General features: G+C 50.6%; 20 protein-coding genes. 15 read left to right on the forward strand and 5 right to left on the reverse strand.

Annotated elements, in window-relative coordinates:
• Nucleotides 1-13: 13 nt before the first annotated feature.
• The 3 genes from AN477_RS19665 to AN477_RS19675 are packed head-to-tail and all read right to left on the reverse strand — an operon-like array spanning nt 14 to nt 2,251.
• The gene (locus tag AN477_RS19665) at nt 14-1,171 is read right to left on the reverse strand and encodes a site-specific integrase (RefSeq protein WP_054970891.1); all 1,158 of its coding nucleotides are present in this window, start codon (nt 1,169-1,171) and stop codon (nt 14-16) included.
• A 1-nt stretch (nt 1,172) separates the two neighbouring features.
• Nucleotides 1,173-1,607 (reverse strand): hypothetical protein, encoded by a 435-nt coding sequence (locus AN477_RS19670; protein ID WP_054970892.1) that lies wholly within the window; start codon nt 1,605-1,607, stop codon nt 1,173-1,175.
• A gap of 11 nt (nt 1,608-1,618) precedes the next feature.
• The gene (locus AN477_RS19675; RefSeq protein WP_054970893.1) at nt 1,619-2,251 is read right to left on the reverse strand and encodes an ImmA/IrrE family metallo-endopeptidase; all 633 of its coding nucleotides are present in this window, start codon (nt 2,249-2,251) and stop codon (nt 1,619-1,621) included.
• 165 nt (nt 2,252-2,416) lie between these two features.
• On the opposite strand from AN477_RS19675, the gene AN477_RS19680 reads away from it, so the two are divergent.
• Entirely contained in the window at nt 2,417-3,070 is a 654-nt protein-coding gene (locus AN477_RS19680; RefSeq protein WP_054970894.1) for a stalk domain-containing protein, read from the forward strand.
• Between the two features lie 36 nt (nt 3,071-3,106).
• Here the strand turns inward: AN477_RS19680 and AN477_RS19685 are convergent, their stop codons facing one another.
• The gene (locus AN477_RS19685) at nt 3,107-3,493 is read right to left on the reverse strand and encodes a helix-turn-helix domain-containing protein (RefSeq protein ID WP_054970895.1); all 387 of its coding nucleotides are present in this window, start codon (nt 3,491-3,493) and stop codon (nt 3,107-3,109) included.
• Between the two features lie 155 nt (nt 3,494-3,648).
• Here AN477_RS19685 and AN477_RS19690 point away from each other — a divergent pair, with 155 nt between their 5' ends.
• The 4 genes from AN477_RS19690 to AN477_RS19705 all read left to right on the forward strand — a co-directional run bounded on the left by AN477_RS19690 (nt 3,649) and on the right by AN477_RS19705 (nt 4,888).
• Complete coding sequence (locus tag AN477_RS19690; protein ID WP_245631905.1) at nt 3,649-3,882, forward strand: helix-turn-helix transcriptional regulator; 234 nt, start codon at nt 3,649-3,651, stop codon at nt 3,880-3,882.
• Between the two features lie 12 nt (nt 3,883-3,894).
• Nucleotides 3,895-4,095, forward strand: coding sequence for a hypothetical protein (locus AN477_RS19695; protein ID WP_054970897.1), 201 nt, complete (start codon nt 3,895-3,897; stop codon nt 4,093-4,095).
• A gap of 198 nt (nt 4,096-4,293) precedes the next feature.
• Nucleotides 4,294-4,506, forward strand: a complete 213-nt coding sequence (locus AN477_RS19700) for a hypothetical protein (protein ID WP_054970898.1) — start codon at nt 4,294-4,296, stop codon at nt 4,504-4,506.
• Between the two features lie 79 nt (nt 4,507-4,585).
• On the forward strand, nt 4,586-4,888 hold the full coding sequence (locus tag AN477_RS19705; protein WP_054970899.1) for a helix-turn-helix domain-containing protein: 303 nt from the start codon (nt 4,586-4,588) through the stop codon (nt 4,886-4,888).
• Nucleotides 4,889-5,047: 159 nt separating this feature from the next.
• On the opposite strand, the gene AN477_RS19710 is transcribed toward AN477_RS19705, so the two are convergent.
• On the reverse strand, nt 5,048-5,245 hold the full coding sequence (locus AN477_RS19710; RefSeq protein ID WP_054970900.1) for a hypothetical protein: 198 nt from the start codon (nt 5,243-5,245) through the stop codon (nt 5,048-5,050).
• A gap of 167 nt (nt 5,246-5,412) precedes the next feature.
• Between AN477_RS19710 and AN477_RS19715 the strand changes: the two genes are divergently transcribed.
• The 10 genes from AN477_RS19715 (at nt 5,413) to AN477_RS19765 (ending at nt 13,640) form a co-directional block, all read left to right on the forward strand.
• Nucleotides 5,413-5,919, forward strand: coding sequence for a helix-turn-helix domain-containing protein (locus AN477_RS19715; RefSeq protein ID WP_054970901.1), 507 nt, complete (start codon nt 5,413-5,415; stop codon nt 5,917-5,919).
• Between the two features lie 14 nt (nt 5,920-5,933).
• Nucleotides 5,934-6,116: a hypothetical protein gene (locus AN477_RS19720; protein ID WP_054970902.1), complete on the forward strand. Its 183-nt coding sequence runs from the start codon at nt 5,934-5,936 to the stop codon at nt 6,114-6,116.
• Complete coding sequence (locus tag AN477_RS19725) at nt 6,101-6,367, forward strand: hypothetical protein (RefSeq protein WP_054970903.1); 267 nt, start codon at nt 6,101-6,103, stop codon at nt 6,365-6,367. Before AN477_RS19720 ends, AN477_RS19725 begins: the two co-directional genes overlap by 16 nt.
• A complete protein-coding gene (locus tag AN477_RS19730) occupies nt 6,364-8,340 on the forward strand; it encodes an AAA family ATPase (RefSeq protein ID WP_054970904.1) in 1,977 nt (658 codons plus the stop codon). Before AN477_RS19725 ends, AN477_RS19730 begins: the two co-directional genes overlap by 4 nt.
• A 1-nt stretch (nt 8,341) precedes the next feature.
• Nucleotides 8,342-9,226: a recombinase RecT gene (locus tag AN477_RS19735; protein ID WP_054970905.1), complete on the forward strand. Its 885-nt coding sequence runs from the start codon at nt 8,342-8,344 to the stop codon at nt 9,224-9,226.
• Nucleotides 9,223-9,942 carry an MBL fold metallo-hydrolase gene (locus AN477_RS19740; RefSeq protein ID WP_054970906.1) on the forward strand — a complete coding sequence of 240 codons (720 nt, stop codon included), beginning with the start codon at nt 9,223-9,225 and terminating at the stop codon, nt 9,940-9,942. Before AN477_RS19735 ends, AN477_RS19740 begins: the two co-directional genes overlap by 4 nt.
• Nucleotides 9,943-10,353: 411 nt before the next feature.
• Nucleotides 10,354-10,860 carry a LysM peptidoglycan-binding domain-containing protein gene (locus AN477_RS23985; protein WP_083486500.1) on the forward strand — a complete coding sequence of 169 codons (507 nt, stop codon included), beginning with the start codon at nt 10,354-10,356 and terminating at the stop codon, nt 10,858-10,860.
• 165 nt (nt 10,861-11,025) lie between these two features.
• Nucleotides 11,026-11,811 (forward strand): phage antirepressor KilAC domain-containing protein, encoded by a 786-nt coding sequence (locus AN477_RS19755; RefSeq protein WP_054970909.1) that lies wholly within the window; start codon nt 11,026-11,028, stop codon nt 11,809-11,811.
• 19 nt (nt 11,812-11,830) lie between these two features.
• A complete protein-coding gene (locus AN477_RS19760) occupies nt 11,831-12,838 on the forward strand; it encodes a replication protein (RefSeq protein WP_054970910.1) in 1,008 nt (335 codons plus the stop codon).
• A complete protein-coding gene (locus AN477_RS19765) occupies nt 12,744-13,640 on the forward strand; it encodes an ATP-binding protein (RefSeq protein WP_083486502.1) in 897 nt (298 codons plus the stop codon). Before AN477_RS19760 ends, AN477_RS19765 begins: the two co-directional genes overlap by 95 nt.
• Nucleotides 13,641-13,643: the final 3 nt, after the last annotated feature.

A 13,643-nucleotide genomic window follows, 5' to 3' on the forward strand; every position in this document is an offset into this window, starting at 1 on the left:
TCCGGACCTTCTTTCACTTATGATTAGAATTGAGATTAGAACGCTTCTTTTCACTGAGCAGCTGGCCGAAGTCGTCAGCTGCTTTTTGTTGCAGACCAGGCAGTACGTGCGAGTAAGTGTCCAGTGTGATGTTGATGTTGGAGTGTCCAAGACGCTCTGAGACGATTTTCGGATGGACACCCTGTTGAAGCAACAATGAGGCGTGGGTATGACGCAGGTCATGAAAACGTATCTTAGGTACATCTGCGCGCTCGAGGGAACGGTACCAGGCATCGTCAAACGTTCTCGTGTTTACTGGGCGCCCATCAACCCTTGCTATCACAAGGTCATGGTCGGCATATTCCGACGCCATGATTAGTTTCTCATGTGCTTGGGTGGAACGATGAGAACGAAGGGCTGTGACTGCATCCTCAGGAAGTGCAACCATCCGCCGGCTTCGATCCGTCTTTGGTTCCTGAAAGACGGCCTCCCCTTTAATCCATGTGAGAGTTCGGTTTACCTGAAGGACACGGTTCTCGAGGTCAATGTCCGACCATCGCAACGCTAGTATTTCTCCTTTGCGCATCCCGGTCATGATAGCTAGCACAAATCCAACATAGTATCTAGGCTCTTGCTTCTTGTTGTCTCGAAGGAATGTCATCGTCTGTTCGACGGTCCAGGTTGTCCCTTTGCTCCGGTCTGGCCGCGGGGCATCAACAGCGTCTGCAACGTTCCTCGATACGAGGCCCCACTTGACTGCGCGATCGAGCGCCTCATGAATCAGCGTGTGTGCAAACTGAATGGAGCGATTCGACAATGGCTTCTCGCCGGAACGGAGCGATGTATAAAAATGCTGCAAGTGCTGGGGACGAAGTTTAGACAGGACCATGTCACCAAGTCCAGGGATGATATGGCCGTCTACCAGCCATCTGTACGAGCGCAGCGTGGACGGTCTGATTTGTGCCGACTTGTCGTCCAACCAACGACGCATGTAGTCCCCCAGACGCTCCGGCCGGCTCTCCACGAATGTCCCCGAATAGACTTCATTGAGATGCTGGACGAGTGCCTTCTCTGCCTTACGTTGCGAATCGTGACCCTCAAACCATTTGTATTTGCGTTTGCCATTCTCATCAAAGCCAAGGAATACTACCGGATAATATCGTTTGCCCTTCTGTGCGACGTGTCCGCGCATTTCAGCACCCCCAGTCGAACTCGGTTGCCTGTGGCTCGACCACCTTCGCAAACTCTATGTCAATGACGCCATCCAGTATGCCGACAATGGAAAAGTCCGTAGGTTCAAGCTCCAAGGGTGGAATGCGGTCCCCTGAGACACGAAGTGTCACCATTGTGGCGTTAATTCCTTCAATCAAACGAATCGTTACCTCATCACCAAATCGAACAAGACATACTTGACACTCCCGGTCTGGCCATCGTGCGGAACGAAACACACCAAAGTTGCCTTGCGTAAGTCCAAAGCTGTCCAAACCGGAGTCTCCAATCTCTACTGCAAACCGTTGATAGGGCGCCCAGGACTTAACAACGAGCTCACGTTTGGTATCGTCTTCTTGCCAGACAACGGTGTCCAGTGAAGGAATTGGACCAATGATGGGTATGAAGTTTTCAGTCATGTGACAGCCTCCTATTCAGCCCTGCGGCGGCTGCCGATGACATAGCCGTCTTTGACCATGTATTCAATACGTTTGTTCGTCGGGTGAGGGTATGTGTAGTCGTACATTTGGCGTTGTTCTGCAACGACATTTGCGACTTGTTGGTCCCACTGTAGACTTCGAATGCGCTGCTCGAGGATGTTGAGTCGCACATCCACAAATACATCCGTGACGTCGAACACTTCAGCCAGCTGACGGAGCATTTGCTTGCGGCTATATGCGGACGTAAGGCAGTTTGCCACCATAAAGGTGGGCATTAACAGGTACATACCGAAGCGATCCGCTTGCCATTCCTGCAGATTGCGTAAGTCGTCTGGCATTCGGAGTTGATTTCCTGCGTGCATGAGGATGTGCCCTATCTCATGAGCCATCTCAATGCGTTGTTGCGTCCAGTGTAGGCGACTGTCGACCACCACGAAATGCGTGTCACCAAGGCGTACCGAATTGGTTTCTCGTGGAAGGTAACGAAGTTCAATATTGAGTTCCTGTGCAATGATGTCGAGGTCAATTTCATAAGGGCTCAACATATCAAGTTTGCGTAGCCACGACTCGATTGCAGACTCCAGTGGAGTTGGACGATACAAAGCCAAGTCTTCGTATTGCATTGTCGAATCACCTCATAAATAAGAACGTATGTTCGTATTTTAGATCGAACAGTGCGGGAAGGGAAGGGATTATACGGAAATAAATAATATATTTGAGAGGATATCTGAGTTGTATAGCGAACTCTGATTAGGAGAGAACTTACAAATTTTTCATGGGGTGAAACAATGAAAAAGTTAGCCGGTTACGTGGGGGCATTTGTGGCAGGCAGTATGTTAACAGGGACCGTCGCATTCGCCGGGACTGCAGCAGTTCAGGCGATTGCAGGAAAATCAGAAATTACCTTAAATGGTCAGACAATATCCTCGCCGCCGAAATTGGTGTATGGGGGAACAACCTACGTCCAGTTGTATTCGATTGAGCAGGCGTTGAAGAAGTCCGGATTTAACGTTGGCTGGGATGGGACGACGTTTTCGATGACGTCTAGCAATAGTGTAGCGTCGCCCGACGGTACCGTAATTGGAGTCTCCAAGCTGCCGTACACATTTACCGCTGCAGACGGTACAAAAATTACCTTCAATAGTATTAACGCGTCGGCACAGTCGACAGTCATAAACATGACAATCGCAAACACTGGCGCAAATGCCAATGCTGATTCTGCAATCATGAGCGCAGCAACGATTTCAGACAACGGAAGCCAAGTACCATTTGTAAGTCAAGATGATTCGTTGTACGGGTCCAGTGGGAATATAGAGCCGGGTCAGTCACTAACGGGGAATGTTGTCTTTGGTCCATTGAAGACAGGAGCGACACAATTCACATTGTACTTTATGGATTTTAGCTTCAACAATCACACGATTACTTTTAATCTGAACAGTTGACCCAACAGGTGGGGCGTCGGCCCCACTTCGTACTTTTTATTCCTTCGGCTTAATGTTACCCCTCTTTTTCTCCACTTCCCACAATGCACGCATGGTCTCCATGAATTGCTTCTTTTGTTCCTCAGGCGACTTGTGAAAGTCATAGAAGAACACGTCTGCATCGTCCATGTTCTCGTCGATCCAACGGAGGAAATCCGTCTCTTCAGTTGAGATATTGTTAGAAGACGTGTCGTGGCCGAGCAAGTAGTCCGTCGTGACCTCAAAGAAGTCGGCTAATTGCTTGAGAGTGGCATAGTCAGGCTCGCGTTGTCCTTGCTCATAATTAGCCAACTTCCCGCGCGAAAAGCCTAGCCGATCAGCCAACTCATATTGACTTAATCCCTTGTTCTTTCTTAGTCGTGCCAATCGATCCCCGAAGGACATGTAGGACACCTCATGTCAATTCTAAGAAACAAGTAGTTTCCATGCTACATTAGAAACAAAAAGTTTCTAAAATAGATTGACAGAAACGTTATGTTTCTATATGATGAACTCATAAAGGAAACGAAATGTTTCTATGTGAAAGGTGGTGCATGAGTTTGAAACGTGGTCGGCGAGATGCCTTAATCAAGCTTCGAGGCACAAGGTCCAGACGTGAAGTTGCTCTGGAACTCGGGATTACACCGCAAATGCTTGGGATGATAGAACGCGATCAACGCAATCCATCATTAGACCTAGCGAAACGCATTGCCGACTATTACGGCGTGTCTGTAGAAGTGATTTTTTTTAACCAAAATGGACACGAAACGTTTCTGAGGAACCACACAGCCTAGGAGGTGAACTTTGTGATAGACGAGGTCGACGAAACGATTGCAAGTCTTCTTAGATGGATTCGCACACGCGTAGAAAATGGGTGCTCCGGCGAGGAGCTGCAACTCCTGCCGGAGATGATTCGGAGCACCGCAGCATTAGTGATGGAAGGTCGCTATCTCAGACGTGACGAGAATGAGGTATTGCCGCTCTTTGGCGCTCGTACAGAGCAATAGCTTCGGCAACGATTTTTGACACGACGGTTAGTAATTCTTCGTTGCTCATTTCATTTGGCTGCTTCCCGAGTTGAGCAACGATGGTTGCAGTGATGCGACGAACATCTGTGTAGTCCATATCAAGTTCCTCCTTTCTAATCATCGGTTCGACATAGAAAGGAAGAGTCCTTGAACCACACAGCATAGGAGGTGTTGAGGATGGATGAGCAACGCGTTCGCGAGATTGTGCGCGAGGAACTGAGGCAACAGACACAGTCGCTGTCCAATGAAGTAATCAGGGAACTCAACAACAGTTTAAGTCGACAGATTCAGGCGAAAGCCGCCGCGGCAACGGCGGCTCCCCATGAAGGAATTTGTTCTGTCGGAAAGCCAGGAACGAACCAATTAAGTGTCACGGGAAGTGATTCTTAATCCATTCTGCAGATTCGTTGTCTAACCAACCACGGCAGAAGGGAACTTCCTGCAAATGACAATGAGAGGAGTGATTCACATGGCAACTGTAGTCGCGGACGAAGAGGTACTGCGACAGATTGTGCGCGAGGAAGTCCTTAAAGCAATGAGCAACTTACCTCGTCCAGTGAATGTCGATTCCACAGTACCTGCGCAGCTCACTGTAAGAGAAGCAGCTAAGGTCATCGGGCTAGGTAAGAACAAGATGTATGAGCTGACGCGGCGCAAGGGTTTTCCGTGCATCAGAGACGGCTGGAAAATTATCATCCCGCGGGACGCGCTGTTCCGATGGTTGGAAGAGGAAGCGTTCCGCAATACAGGTGAGGCGACGCAGCGTGCTTAGATGCGACATGCCTTGTCTCTTTCAGGACAGTGGTCAGTGCTTCCATCCAGATCCGGAGCTCCACTTTTCAGGTACTGAGGACCTGATTCAATGCACGACCATGGCTTACGACGAGGAAGAGTCAGCCTAAGCAATACCCGGAGCAATCCGGTTCTCTTTTTACCTCAAAAATGTCGATTGACGCTGCTGAAATCTGGTGACTGCTGAAGAATAGTCGAACGACGAGGAAGCTGCTCGAACTGCGGAAATACGAAGGTCGATGTGTGCCGAACCGTACCGTTCTGACAGCGCGGTCGAGAGGTCGTCAAGTAACTGGTCGAGGACATCAAGCAATTCATCAATGGGGTCTGCGGTCATGTGAAGTCGCTCCTTGAGAGGGATTTTACCAGGGCCGCGGGTCGGCAGGTGGGACAAGCCGGAGAGGGGTGATTCGTATGTAATGGCCCTGGTGAGGTTCTACATGAAGCGTATCACTCGGAAGCGTGCACTTTGGCAACTGAATACACAGGAGAGGAGATGGCACATTGTCCATCGCACGAGCGGTGAAGATCGCTCGAAAACAACGCAGGTTGCAGCAAGACGAACTCGGCGTACCGTACAGCAAGTCGATGGTGTCCATGATGGAACGCGGGGAACGACTGCCAGCTGTCGACGTAGCACCACTGATTGGTCAGAAGTTGGACCATCCAGCAGCATATCTAGAGTTGGCGCGTGAGCTAAGCGGAGGTTATGGGCCTTCGTGGTTGGACGGTCCTAACGTCGACCTACACCGAGCAAGTGTTCGGGAACGAACGCTAGATGAGGTTCAAGAGGCGATTTTGAATATTGAAAGGTTTCCCGCTAGCCGTCCTCCCAATGTCGAGACGGACGGGGAGAGGAAACGCCGCTACGAGCATTTGTTACAGTGCTTTGATGCACTGGTCGCACTAACTGCTTACATCGGTGTGCAGTGTCTGGAGTACGGATTTTCAATGTTACAGCTGAGCAAGGACCATCACGCAAAGCTGAAGGGCAAGCGGTACGTAACGTGAGAGGAGGGGTTAGGATGTCAATCCCATCGTTTGAGGAACTGCTCAAGAAAGCTCGCGCAGAGTTGGATGCGATGGAAGCATCCCGGGAACAGCAAAAGACCGCCACGGCGGACACCGAGGACGGTCTGAATTCAGGTAAATATCCGTTGGTCCCATTCTATCAGACGAGAGGGGATAAGTCATGTCAAAGCCGCTAGAGGAGCAGTTGCGTGAGGTTGCCAGACGGCTCGATACGTTGGTCACAGCGAAAACACCTGTACCCGCCTGGAAACCCATCAATGTTGGAAAGGTTATGGCGCTGGCTGGTTCGTACGTACAGGCCCATGCGGAAGCGGACATGATGACACTCTACGACCTGGCTGACCAAGTAGAGAAAGTGCTCGAGGAAAATTACGAGCTGCGTCAACGGCTCGGGATGGATGAGCGAAAGGAGGTAGCAGTCGGATGAAAGAGATTTACCTACGGAAATTAACGCTGAGAAACTTCAAGGGTGCAAAAGAAATGGTGATTGAGTTTAGCCGACATATGCGCCTTTTAGGACCAAACGAGAGTCGGAAGACAACTACAGTCGATGGATTCGATTGGGTCTTGACGGACAAGGATTCGCTTGGCCGAAAGCAGTTTGACATCAAGCCACTTAACGAGAGCAACCAGGTTATTCATGGTTTGTCGCCAGACGTCACGGTTGAGCTTCGCGTTGATGGCAAGCCAGTCGTGCTTCGTAAGGTGTTCAGCGAGAAATGGACCAAGAAGCGCGGGTCAGCGACGGAAGAATTTACTGGTCATACGACCGACTACTACATCGATGGGGTCCCAGCAAAGCAAAAGGAATACCAGGCGTTCATTGACTCGCTGGTCAGTGAAGACTTGTTAAAACTCCTCACGAATCCGATGCACTTCAATGAACAGTTGACCTGGCAAGAACGCCGTCGTCTGTTGCTTGAAGTCTGCGGCGATGTTATGGACGACGAGGTTATCCAGAGCAACCAATCACTTTCCGCAATCCCGTCTTTCCTCGAGGGCCGTAGTATCGATGACCATCGCAAGGTAGTGAAGGCTGCGATGGCACAGGTGAACAAGGACCTCGAAAAGATTCCGGTGCGTATCGATGAGGTATCGCGTTCGAAGCCAGACACAGACGGCCTGAATGAGATTGAACTGCAAACGGATATTGACACTCTCAAATCCAAGATTGCTGACAAAGAGGCAGAACAGACCCGTTTGCACTCTGGCGGGGAAGTCGCTGAAAAAGAGAAGCGGCTGCGTGAGGTCGAGGCTGAACTGCTGCAAATCAAGAACAACGCTCAGTTCGGTGTGATGGAGCAAGTCACTGTTCAGCGCAAGCTTGTATCGGAACTCGAGGGGAAAGTTGATACCTTCACCCGAGAGATTGAGCGTAAATCGAGGGATATCGCAACGAATCAAGAGAGCATTCAAGGACTTGAGGCCAAAGTTTCAAAGCTTCGTGAGAACTGGGTCACGGAGAACAACACAGAGCTAGCTGAAACAGGTGTGGCCGATAGCTGTCCGACGTGTGGACAGGCCCTCCCTGAAGATGAGGTGGAGGCGGCCAAACAGAAAGCCATTGCTCACTTTAACCGGCACAAAGCCGAGAAGCTCGAGTCCATCACAAACGATGCTCAGAAAGCCAAGACACGCATTGATGAGCTGGAGCAAACAAACGAACAGCTGCAGTCGGAAATCGAGCTTCTGGACTGTCAACTGAAACAACAACAGCAAGCCGTGACGGAGGCCAAGACGGAACTTGAGAAACTGCTTTCCCAGGTCTCGGACCCAACCCAGTCTATCGAATACCGCGCGAAGGAAATGGAGCGACAGTCAGTCGCCAACAAGATTGTCGGCCTGCGACAATCCGTGCTAGACGATGTGCAGCGTGTTCGGACGGAACTGATGGACCTGCGGGATGAGCTTCGACGCAAAGAAACGCTGTTGACTCGATTCGAGCAGATTAGAAGGCTCAATGCACGTACCGACGAGCTCAAGACAGAAGAGCGCACGTTGGCGGCCGAGTATGAGCGGTTGTCGAGGCAGTTGTACTTGCTCGAGGAGTTCACACGGGCGAAGGTGTCCATGCTCGAGGACAAGATCAACTCCAAGTTCAGGCACGCCAGATTCAAGCTGTTCACGGAGCAAATCAACGGTGGCCTCACCGAGACCTGCGAAACGCTCTACAAGGGTGTCTCCTACTCAGGAGGTCTCAACACCGGCGGCAAGATTCTTGTTGGACTCGACATCCTTGAAACGCTGCAGAAGCACTTCGGGTACTCGTTGCCTGTCTGGGTTGATAACCGCGAGTCGCTGACATCGCCGATTGAACTTGATTGCCAGCTAATCGAACTCGTTGCGGACCCAACAAAGAAGAAGCTCGAGATTGAAGACTTGGAACAGGAGGCGGTCTAACGTGGGAGAAACTATCGCACTCGTCAAGAAAAGCACAGTCGACATTGTGGCGGACAAGATTCGGCAGTTTCAGGACTCTGGTGAGTTGCACTTCCCAGCCAACTACAGTCCTGAGAATGCTCTCAAAAGCGCGTGGCTGGTACTGCAATCCGTCGAGGACAAGGCGCATAGGCCAGCATTGGAGGTATGCACGCGCGACAGTATTGCTAACTCACTCCTCGACATGGTTGTGCAGGGCCTTAATCCTGCGAAGAACCAGTGCTATTTCATCGTTTACGGAAACAAACTCACCTGTCAGCGCAGTTACCTGGGCACCATGGCGGTTACAAAGAGTGCTACTGGGGCTCGAGACATCTTTGCAGAGGTTGTCTACAAGGGCGATGACTTCGCTTTTGAGATTGTGCGTGGCAAGAAGAGGGTAACCAAGCACGTGCAGACCGTGGAGACCATCGAGCAGGGCGAAATTGTAGGCGCCTATTGCACGCTGGTGGACGCGGATGACCGCGAGTTCACTGAGTTCATGACCATTGCCGAAATCAAGCAAGCATGGAAGCAGAGCAAGATGAACTCCGAATCTGAAGGCAGTACCCACAACAAATTCCCACAAGAAATGTGCAAGAAGACAGTTATCAACCGTGCTTGTAAGACGTTTCTCAATTCCTCGGACGATAGCAGCCTTGTGATGAAGCACTACCGTCGTACGGAGACTGAGGCGGAACAGGCTTCCGTGGAAGCTGAAATTAGCGAGAACGCCAACCAGCAGCCTATCGACGTGGAGTACCAGTTCCAAGATAGTCAGGCGCCGACTGACGCAGAACAGTCTTCTTTCGACTTCGACGCAGCTCCGCAGATGAAGAAAGCAGCGTCAGGGGATCCTCCGTTTTGATCAGCATCAAGCCTTTGGGGAGCAGCAGCGCGGGTAATGCCTACCTGGTTAGCGATGGGACAACCCCTCTGCTCCTCGAGGCAGGCATCCGTTATCGGGACATTCAGCGGGGCGTGGAGTTCCAGATGAGCAGTATCGCCGCATGTTTGGTGAGTCATGAACACGGCGATCATTCGCGGTCGGTGAAGGAAGTTATGAAGGCCGGGATCGACGTCTACGCGAGTTATGGTACCTGGAATGCGCTTGGGCTAGATGGACACCACCGAGCGCATCCGGTCCAGTCCCTCCAATCATTCACGGTTGGGACTTGGACCGTACTTCCTTTCGATGTACAGCATGACGTGAGTGAACCGATGGGGTACCTGCTGGCGAACATGGCTGGCGAGAAGTTGGTGTTCATCACAGATTCGTATTACTGTCGCTATCGCTTCTCGGGACTGACGCACGTAATGATTGAGACCAACTATAGCTCGGAAATTCTTCGTGAAAACGTTGCGTCTGGTCGTGTTCCACAGGTTCTGGCGAGTCGCCTGTTGCGCAGCCATATGTCACTCGAAACGGCCATCGAGTTCTTGAAGGCCAACGACTTATCAAGAGTTCAAGAAATCTTTTTGATTCACTTATCGAGTTCGAACTCGGATGAAGCGGAGTTCAAACGTAAGGTGCAGCAGGCAACCGGTAGGCAGGTGTTTGTTGCCCAGGAGGGACGCAGCTAATGGGGGCTCCAGACAATTTGATTGGAATGAAGTTTGGTCACCTGACTGTCGTTGACGTAATCACCGGAAATAGCAAGCGAATGTGGGTTTGCAAGTGTGATTGCGGACGGATGAAAGAGAAGCCGTTGTCGGGATATCAGTTGAAAAACCTTATTATCACGGATTGTGGGTGCATTTTTCGAAAACACATTGGTAAGGGAATGCGACGCCACGGTCAGTGCAACACCAAGCTTTACAAAGTGTGGTCGTCGATGAAGGCACGCTGTAGCAATCCAACAGACAAGGCTTATGCGAACTATGGTGGTCGTGGAATTCACGTCAACCCAATGTGGAACACCTTTGAACCATTTCGTGATTGGGCCGTGTGTAATGGATATCGTGAGGGTCTCACGTTAGAAAGGGTTGACAACGATGGGGAGTACGGGCCGCGAAATTGCAAGTGGATTCCAAAGCCTGAACAGACATCCAACCGGAGGGTATGTAGGCGTATTACGTACCGCGGACAAACAAGAATACTCAAAGATTGGGCGGAAGAATTGGGCATTCCATACCATGTCTTGCAACACAGAGTTTATCGAGGTTGGAGCGTATCAAGGGCATTCGAAACACCCGTCCGTAGGTACGGATGAACATAGCTGGCGCTTGATTCTCCTGGCTCTCCTAAAATGGACCGCTCTCGTGATGTTCTTGGCTGCATCGATAGTGGCCGTCAATGCCAGGCTTAACGCCTTCTATGGAACACACATCACATCTTGGCATCTACATACCGTGAAGGCTGGCGAAACGCTCTATGGGATTGCTACAGCGTCCAATGCTGGGTATCCGATGGCTGTTGAGCAAGAGATAGAAAAGAAAAACGGATTAGGTAGCTCCATGATTCGAGCGGGTGAAGTAATTCAAATACCAGAGGGTAGATAGGGGTGGTGGGGGCGCGCGTAGCCAGCGCACGCAAAGTTACACCGACAACCTATGATCTGCAGGAGTTACGTCGGTACGAGGTGTTTCAGTTGGCGTGAGTGTTGCGCGCGCATCCCACACATTACTGTATGTCGGACAAGCCTGAAACAGAACGGAGGGACTGACTTGGGACAGCTAGTTTTTGTAGATAATGGGCGACTTGTTACGGATAGTTTGACAGTTGCGCGAGTATTTGAGAAGTCTCATGACCATGTGATGCGTGACATTCGCCAACAACTAGCGAAGTTGGACGAAGCGAATGAGTTCCAGTGGGGTGTCACCAACTTTGGCGAGACCTTTTACAGGCATCCACAGAACGGTCAACTCTACTCCAAGTTCAACATGACCGAAGATGCTTTTGCCATCGTTGCCATGTCCTACGTAACGCCGGAGGCAATGAAGATGAAGGTCAAGTTCTTGAATGAGTTCAAGCGTATGAAAGAGGCGCTGTCTCAACCTCGTGAGCTGTCTCGCTTGGAACTTATCGACCTTGCGCGTGAATCGGAGATGGCTCGTCTTGATGCAGAAAAGAAGAACGCAGAACTCGAGTACCAGCTGCGTGTCCAGCACCCCAAGGTTGTATTCGCGGATGCTGTCACGGTCAGTCAGAATACCATTCTCATTCGCGAGCTCGCAGTCATTCTGAAGCAGAACGATATCGAGATTGGAGAGAAGCGACTGTTCGAGTGGTTACGTGACAACGGTTACCTCATCAAGCGCGCTGGAACGGACCGCAATACTCCAACGCAGAAGGCCAAGGAATTGGGACTCTTCGAAATCAAGGAGACTCCAATCGTGCATTCAAACGGTACTGTGACGGTCAGCAAGACGACGAAGGTCACTGGTAAAGACCAGGTGTACTTCGTGAACAAGTTCAAGACACAGCAATCATTAGAACCAGTCGAGGTGTAAGGAAGGAGGCGTGCAGAAGGTGCCAAAAGGGGACTATAAGCATCTCAAAGCGGATATCGAAGACGGCACAGTGCCCATTGCACGCCTCCTTCTTGAGGCTGTATCCATGTCGACACTTCACGGGGTTGCAAAGAGTGTCCTTGTCTTTATTTGGCGCAGGACGTACGGATGGATTGACGCCGAAGGGCACAAGTTCAAGACGGACCGCATTACACTGGACGAATTTGCAGCGGCTGTAAACTCCGAACGCACATACGTGTCAAAAATGTTGAAGGTGCTCGTTGCGGCCAACGTGATCACCGTGGAGCAAGCGGGCCGTACCAAAGAGTACGGCGTGAACACGGATATTGCTTCATGGTCAGACGAGGCGATTGACAAAGAAAAACTGTTAAAAGCAATCGGCCAAAATTTGTATGTACACTCGTCCAAAAAAATGTTGTCTTCTAGCACAACGGTTGTTCTGCAAGACAACCTTTCATCAACGCAACGGTTGTCCTCTAGAACAACGCAACGGTTGTCCTCTAGAACAACCTTTATATCCGAAAATCCCAGTAGTGGCGCGGGATTCGGGGCGTCTAAAGAAAGTATTAAAGAAAGTAAAGAGATCGCTTCTTCTCCTATCCCCCCTATATCCCCCCTTGACATGTCGGAGTCGGAATTCGAGACCGAGGTCGAGTGGCATGTGAAGCAAGGCACAGGGAATGAGCGATACATACTCAAAACCACGGACAGGCTTCTGCTTCATGGGATGTTGGCAAAAGGAATACCCAAACAAACGATTCTCGATGCGGTTGACGATACGTGCAAAAAGTATCAGCCAAAGCACGAATACGACCGGGGGATAACATCGTTCGCATATTTCGAAGGCCCTATCTATGACACGTGGGCATTATCACAGACCGTTCAAGAAATTGCCGTAGGAGGGGAGTCCCATGGAGGCTATCACAGGGCGCGTGCTGGACATACAGCAGAAGATCCGGGAGCGGAAGTCTACATCCAACGACTTATTGACCGAAAGGGAAGTTGATTGTGAAATCTGTCGTGATGAATGCGTTTGTGCAGTCATCGAGGAAACAGGAGAACGTGTCCCGGTCGGAGACATGAAACTGTTTGACTGGTCGGTACATCCACCGGCATTGAAAAGGCACCATGTTGAATCTTGTCGGTGTGTACCACGAAAGCGTGTTGATAAGGCACTGAAACACAGCCACATCAGCGAGGAGTTTCGTAAACGCACGTTCGAAACGTTTGAAACGCAAGGGAAGGACAAGCGGATTCAGATGGCTTACCGACTGGCGAAGCGGTACGCGGAGACGTTTGAAGAACGTCGTGGTGAGTCAAAAAATTGGTTTGGCATCGTAGGTGCTGTGGGCATCGGGAAAACGCATCTGCTCTGTGCGATTGCAAATGCACTACTCTCTCGCGGCATCTTCGTTCGGTATTTTAACTTCGTGACCGGCTTTAAAGAGATGTTTGCGAAGTATGACCAGGGCGGCCAAGCTGTTGAGGAAATTCGGTGGGAACTAATGACCTGTGAAGTGCTCATGATTGACGACCTTGCGAAAGGGAAGTTTGACCGTAGGGCCAAATCAGTAGGCATCAACAAGTCTGTTTTTGACGAGATCTACGCGCTGATTGATTTTCGGTACGAGAACAACCTGCCAGTGATTTGGTCCAGTGAGATGTACGCAGAACTCGCCTCGGACGGCGTTATCGGTGAGGCCACAGCATCGCGGTTGTTTGAGCGCAGTTACATCGCTGACATGACTTACAAGGACGGAGAACCGAAGGGGTCACTAAATCACAGACTGCTTGGGTTTGAGGGATAAGGA

Origin of the sequence: Paenalicyclobacillus ferrooxydans (assembly GCF_001399675.1) — a bacterium.
GTDB lineage: Bacteria > Bacillota > Bacilli > Alicyclobacillales > Alicyclobacillaceae > Alicyclobacillus_B > Alicyclobacillus_B ferrooxydans.

Bases quoted from the DNA above. Each gene is read 5' to 3' on its own strand.
- AN477_RS19665 (WP_054970891.1), bottom strand. From the start codon at position 1,171: ATGCGCGGACACGTCGCACAGAAGGGCAAACGATATTATCCGGTAGTA.
- AN477_RS19670 (WP_054970892.1), bottom strand. From the start codon at position 1,607: ATGACTGAAAACTTCATACCCATCATTGGTCCAATTCCTTCACTGGAC.
- AN477_RS19675 (WP_054970893.1), bottom strand. From the start codon at position 2,251: ATGCAATACGAAGACTTGGCTTTGTATCGTCCAACTCCACTGGAGTCT.
- AN477_RS19680 (WP_054970894.1), top strand. From the start codon at position 2,417: ATGAAAAAGTTAGCCGGTTACGTGGGGGCATTTGTGGCAGGCAGTATG.
- AN477_RS19685 (WP_054970895.1), bottom strand. From the start codon at position 3,493: ATGTCCTTCGGGGATCGATTGGCACGACTAAGAAAGAACAAGGGATTA.
- AN477_RS19700 (WP_054970898.1), top strand. From the start codon at position 4,294: ATGGATGAGCAACGCGTTCGCGAGATTGTGCGCGAGGAACTGAGGCAA.
- AN477_RS19705 (WP_054970899.1), top strand. From the start codon at position 4,586: ATGGCAACTGTAGTCGCGGACGAAGAGGTACTGCGACAGATTGTGCGC.
- AN477_RS19710 (WP_054970900.1), bottom strand. From the start codon at position 5,245: ATGACCGCAGACCCCATTGATGAATTGCTTGATGTCCTCGACCAGTTA.
- AN477_RS19720 (WP_054970902.1), top strand. From the start codon at position 5,934: ATGTCAATCCCATCGTTTGAGGAACTGCTCAAGAAAGCTCGCGCAGAG.
- AN477_RS19725 (WP_054970903.1), top strand. From the start codon at position 6,101: ATGTCAAAGCCGCTAGAGGAGCAGTTGCGTGAGGTTGCCAGACGGCTC.
- AN477_RS19730 (WP_054970904.1), top strand. From the start codon at position 6,364: ATGAAAGAGATTTACCTACGGAAATTAACGCTGAGAAACTTCAAGGGT.
- AN477_RS23985 (WP_083486500.1), top strand. From the start codon at position 10,354: ATGGGGAGTACGGGCCGCGAAATTGCAAGTGGATTCCAAAGCCTGAAC.
- AN477_RS19765 (WP_083486502.1), top strand. From the start codon at position 12,744: ATGGAGGCTATCACAGGGCGCGTGCTGGACATACAGCAGAAGATCCGG.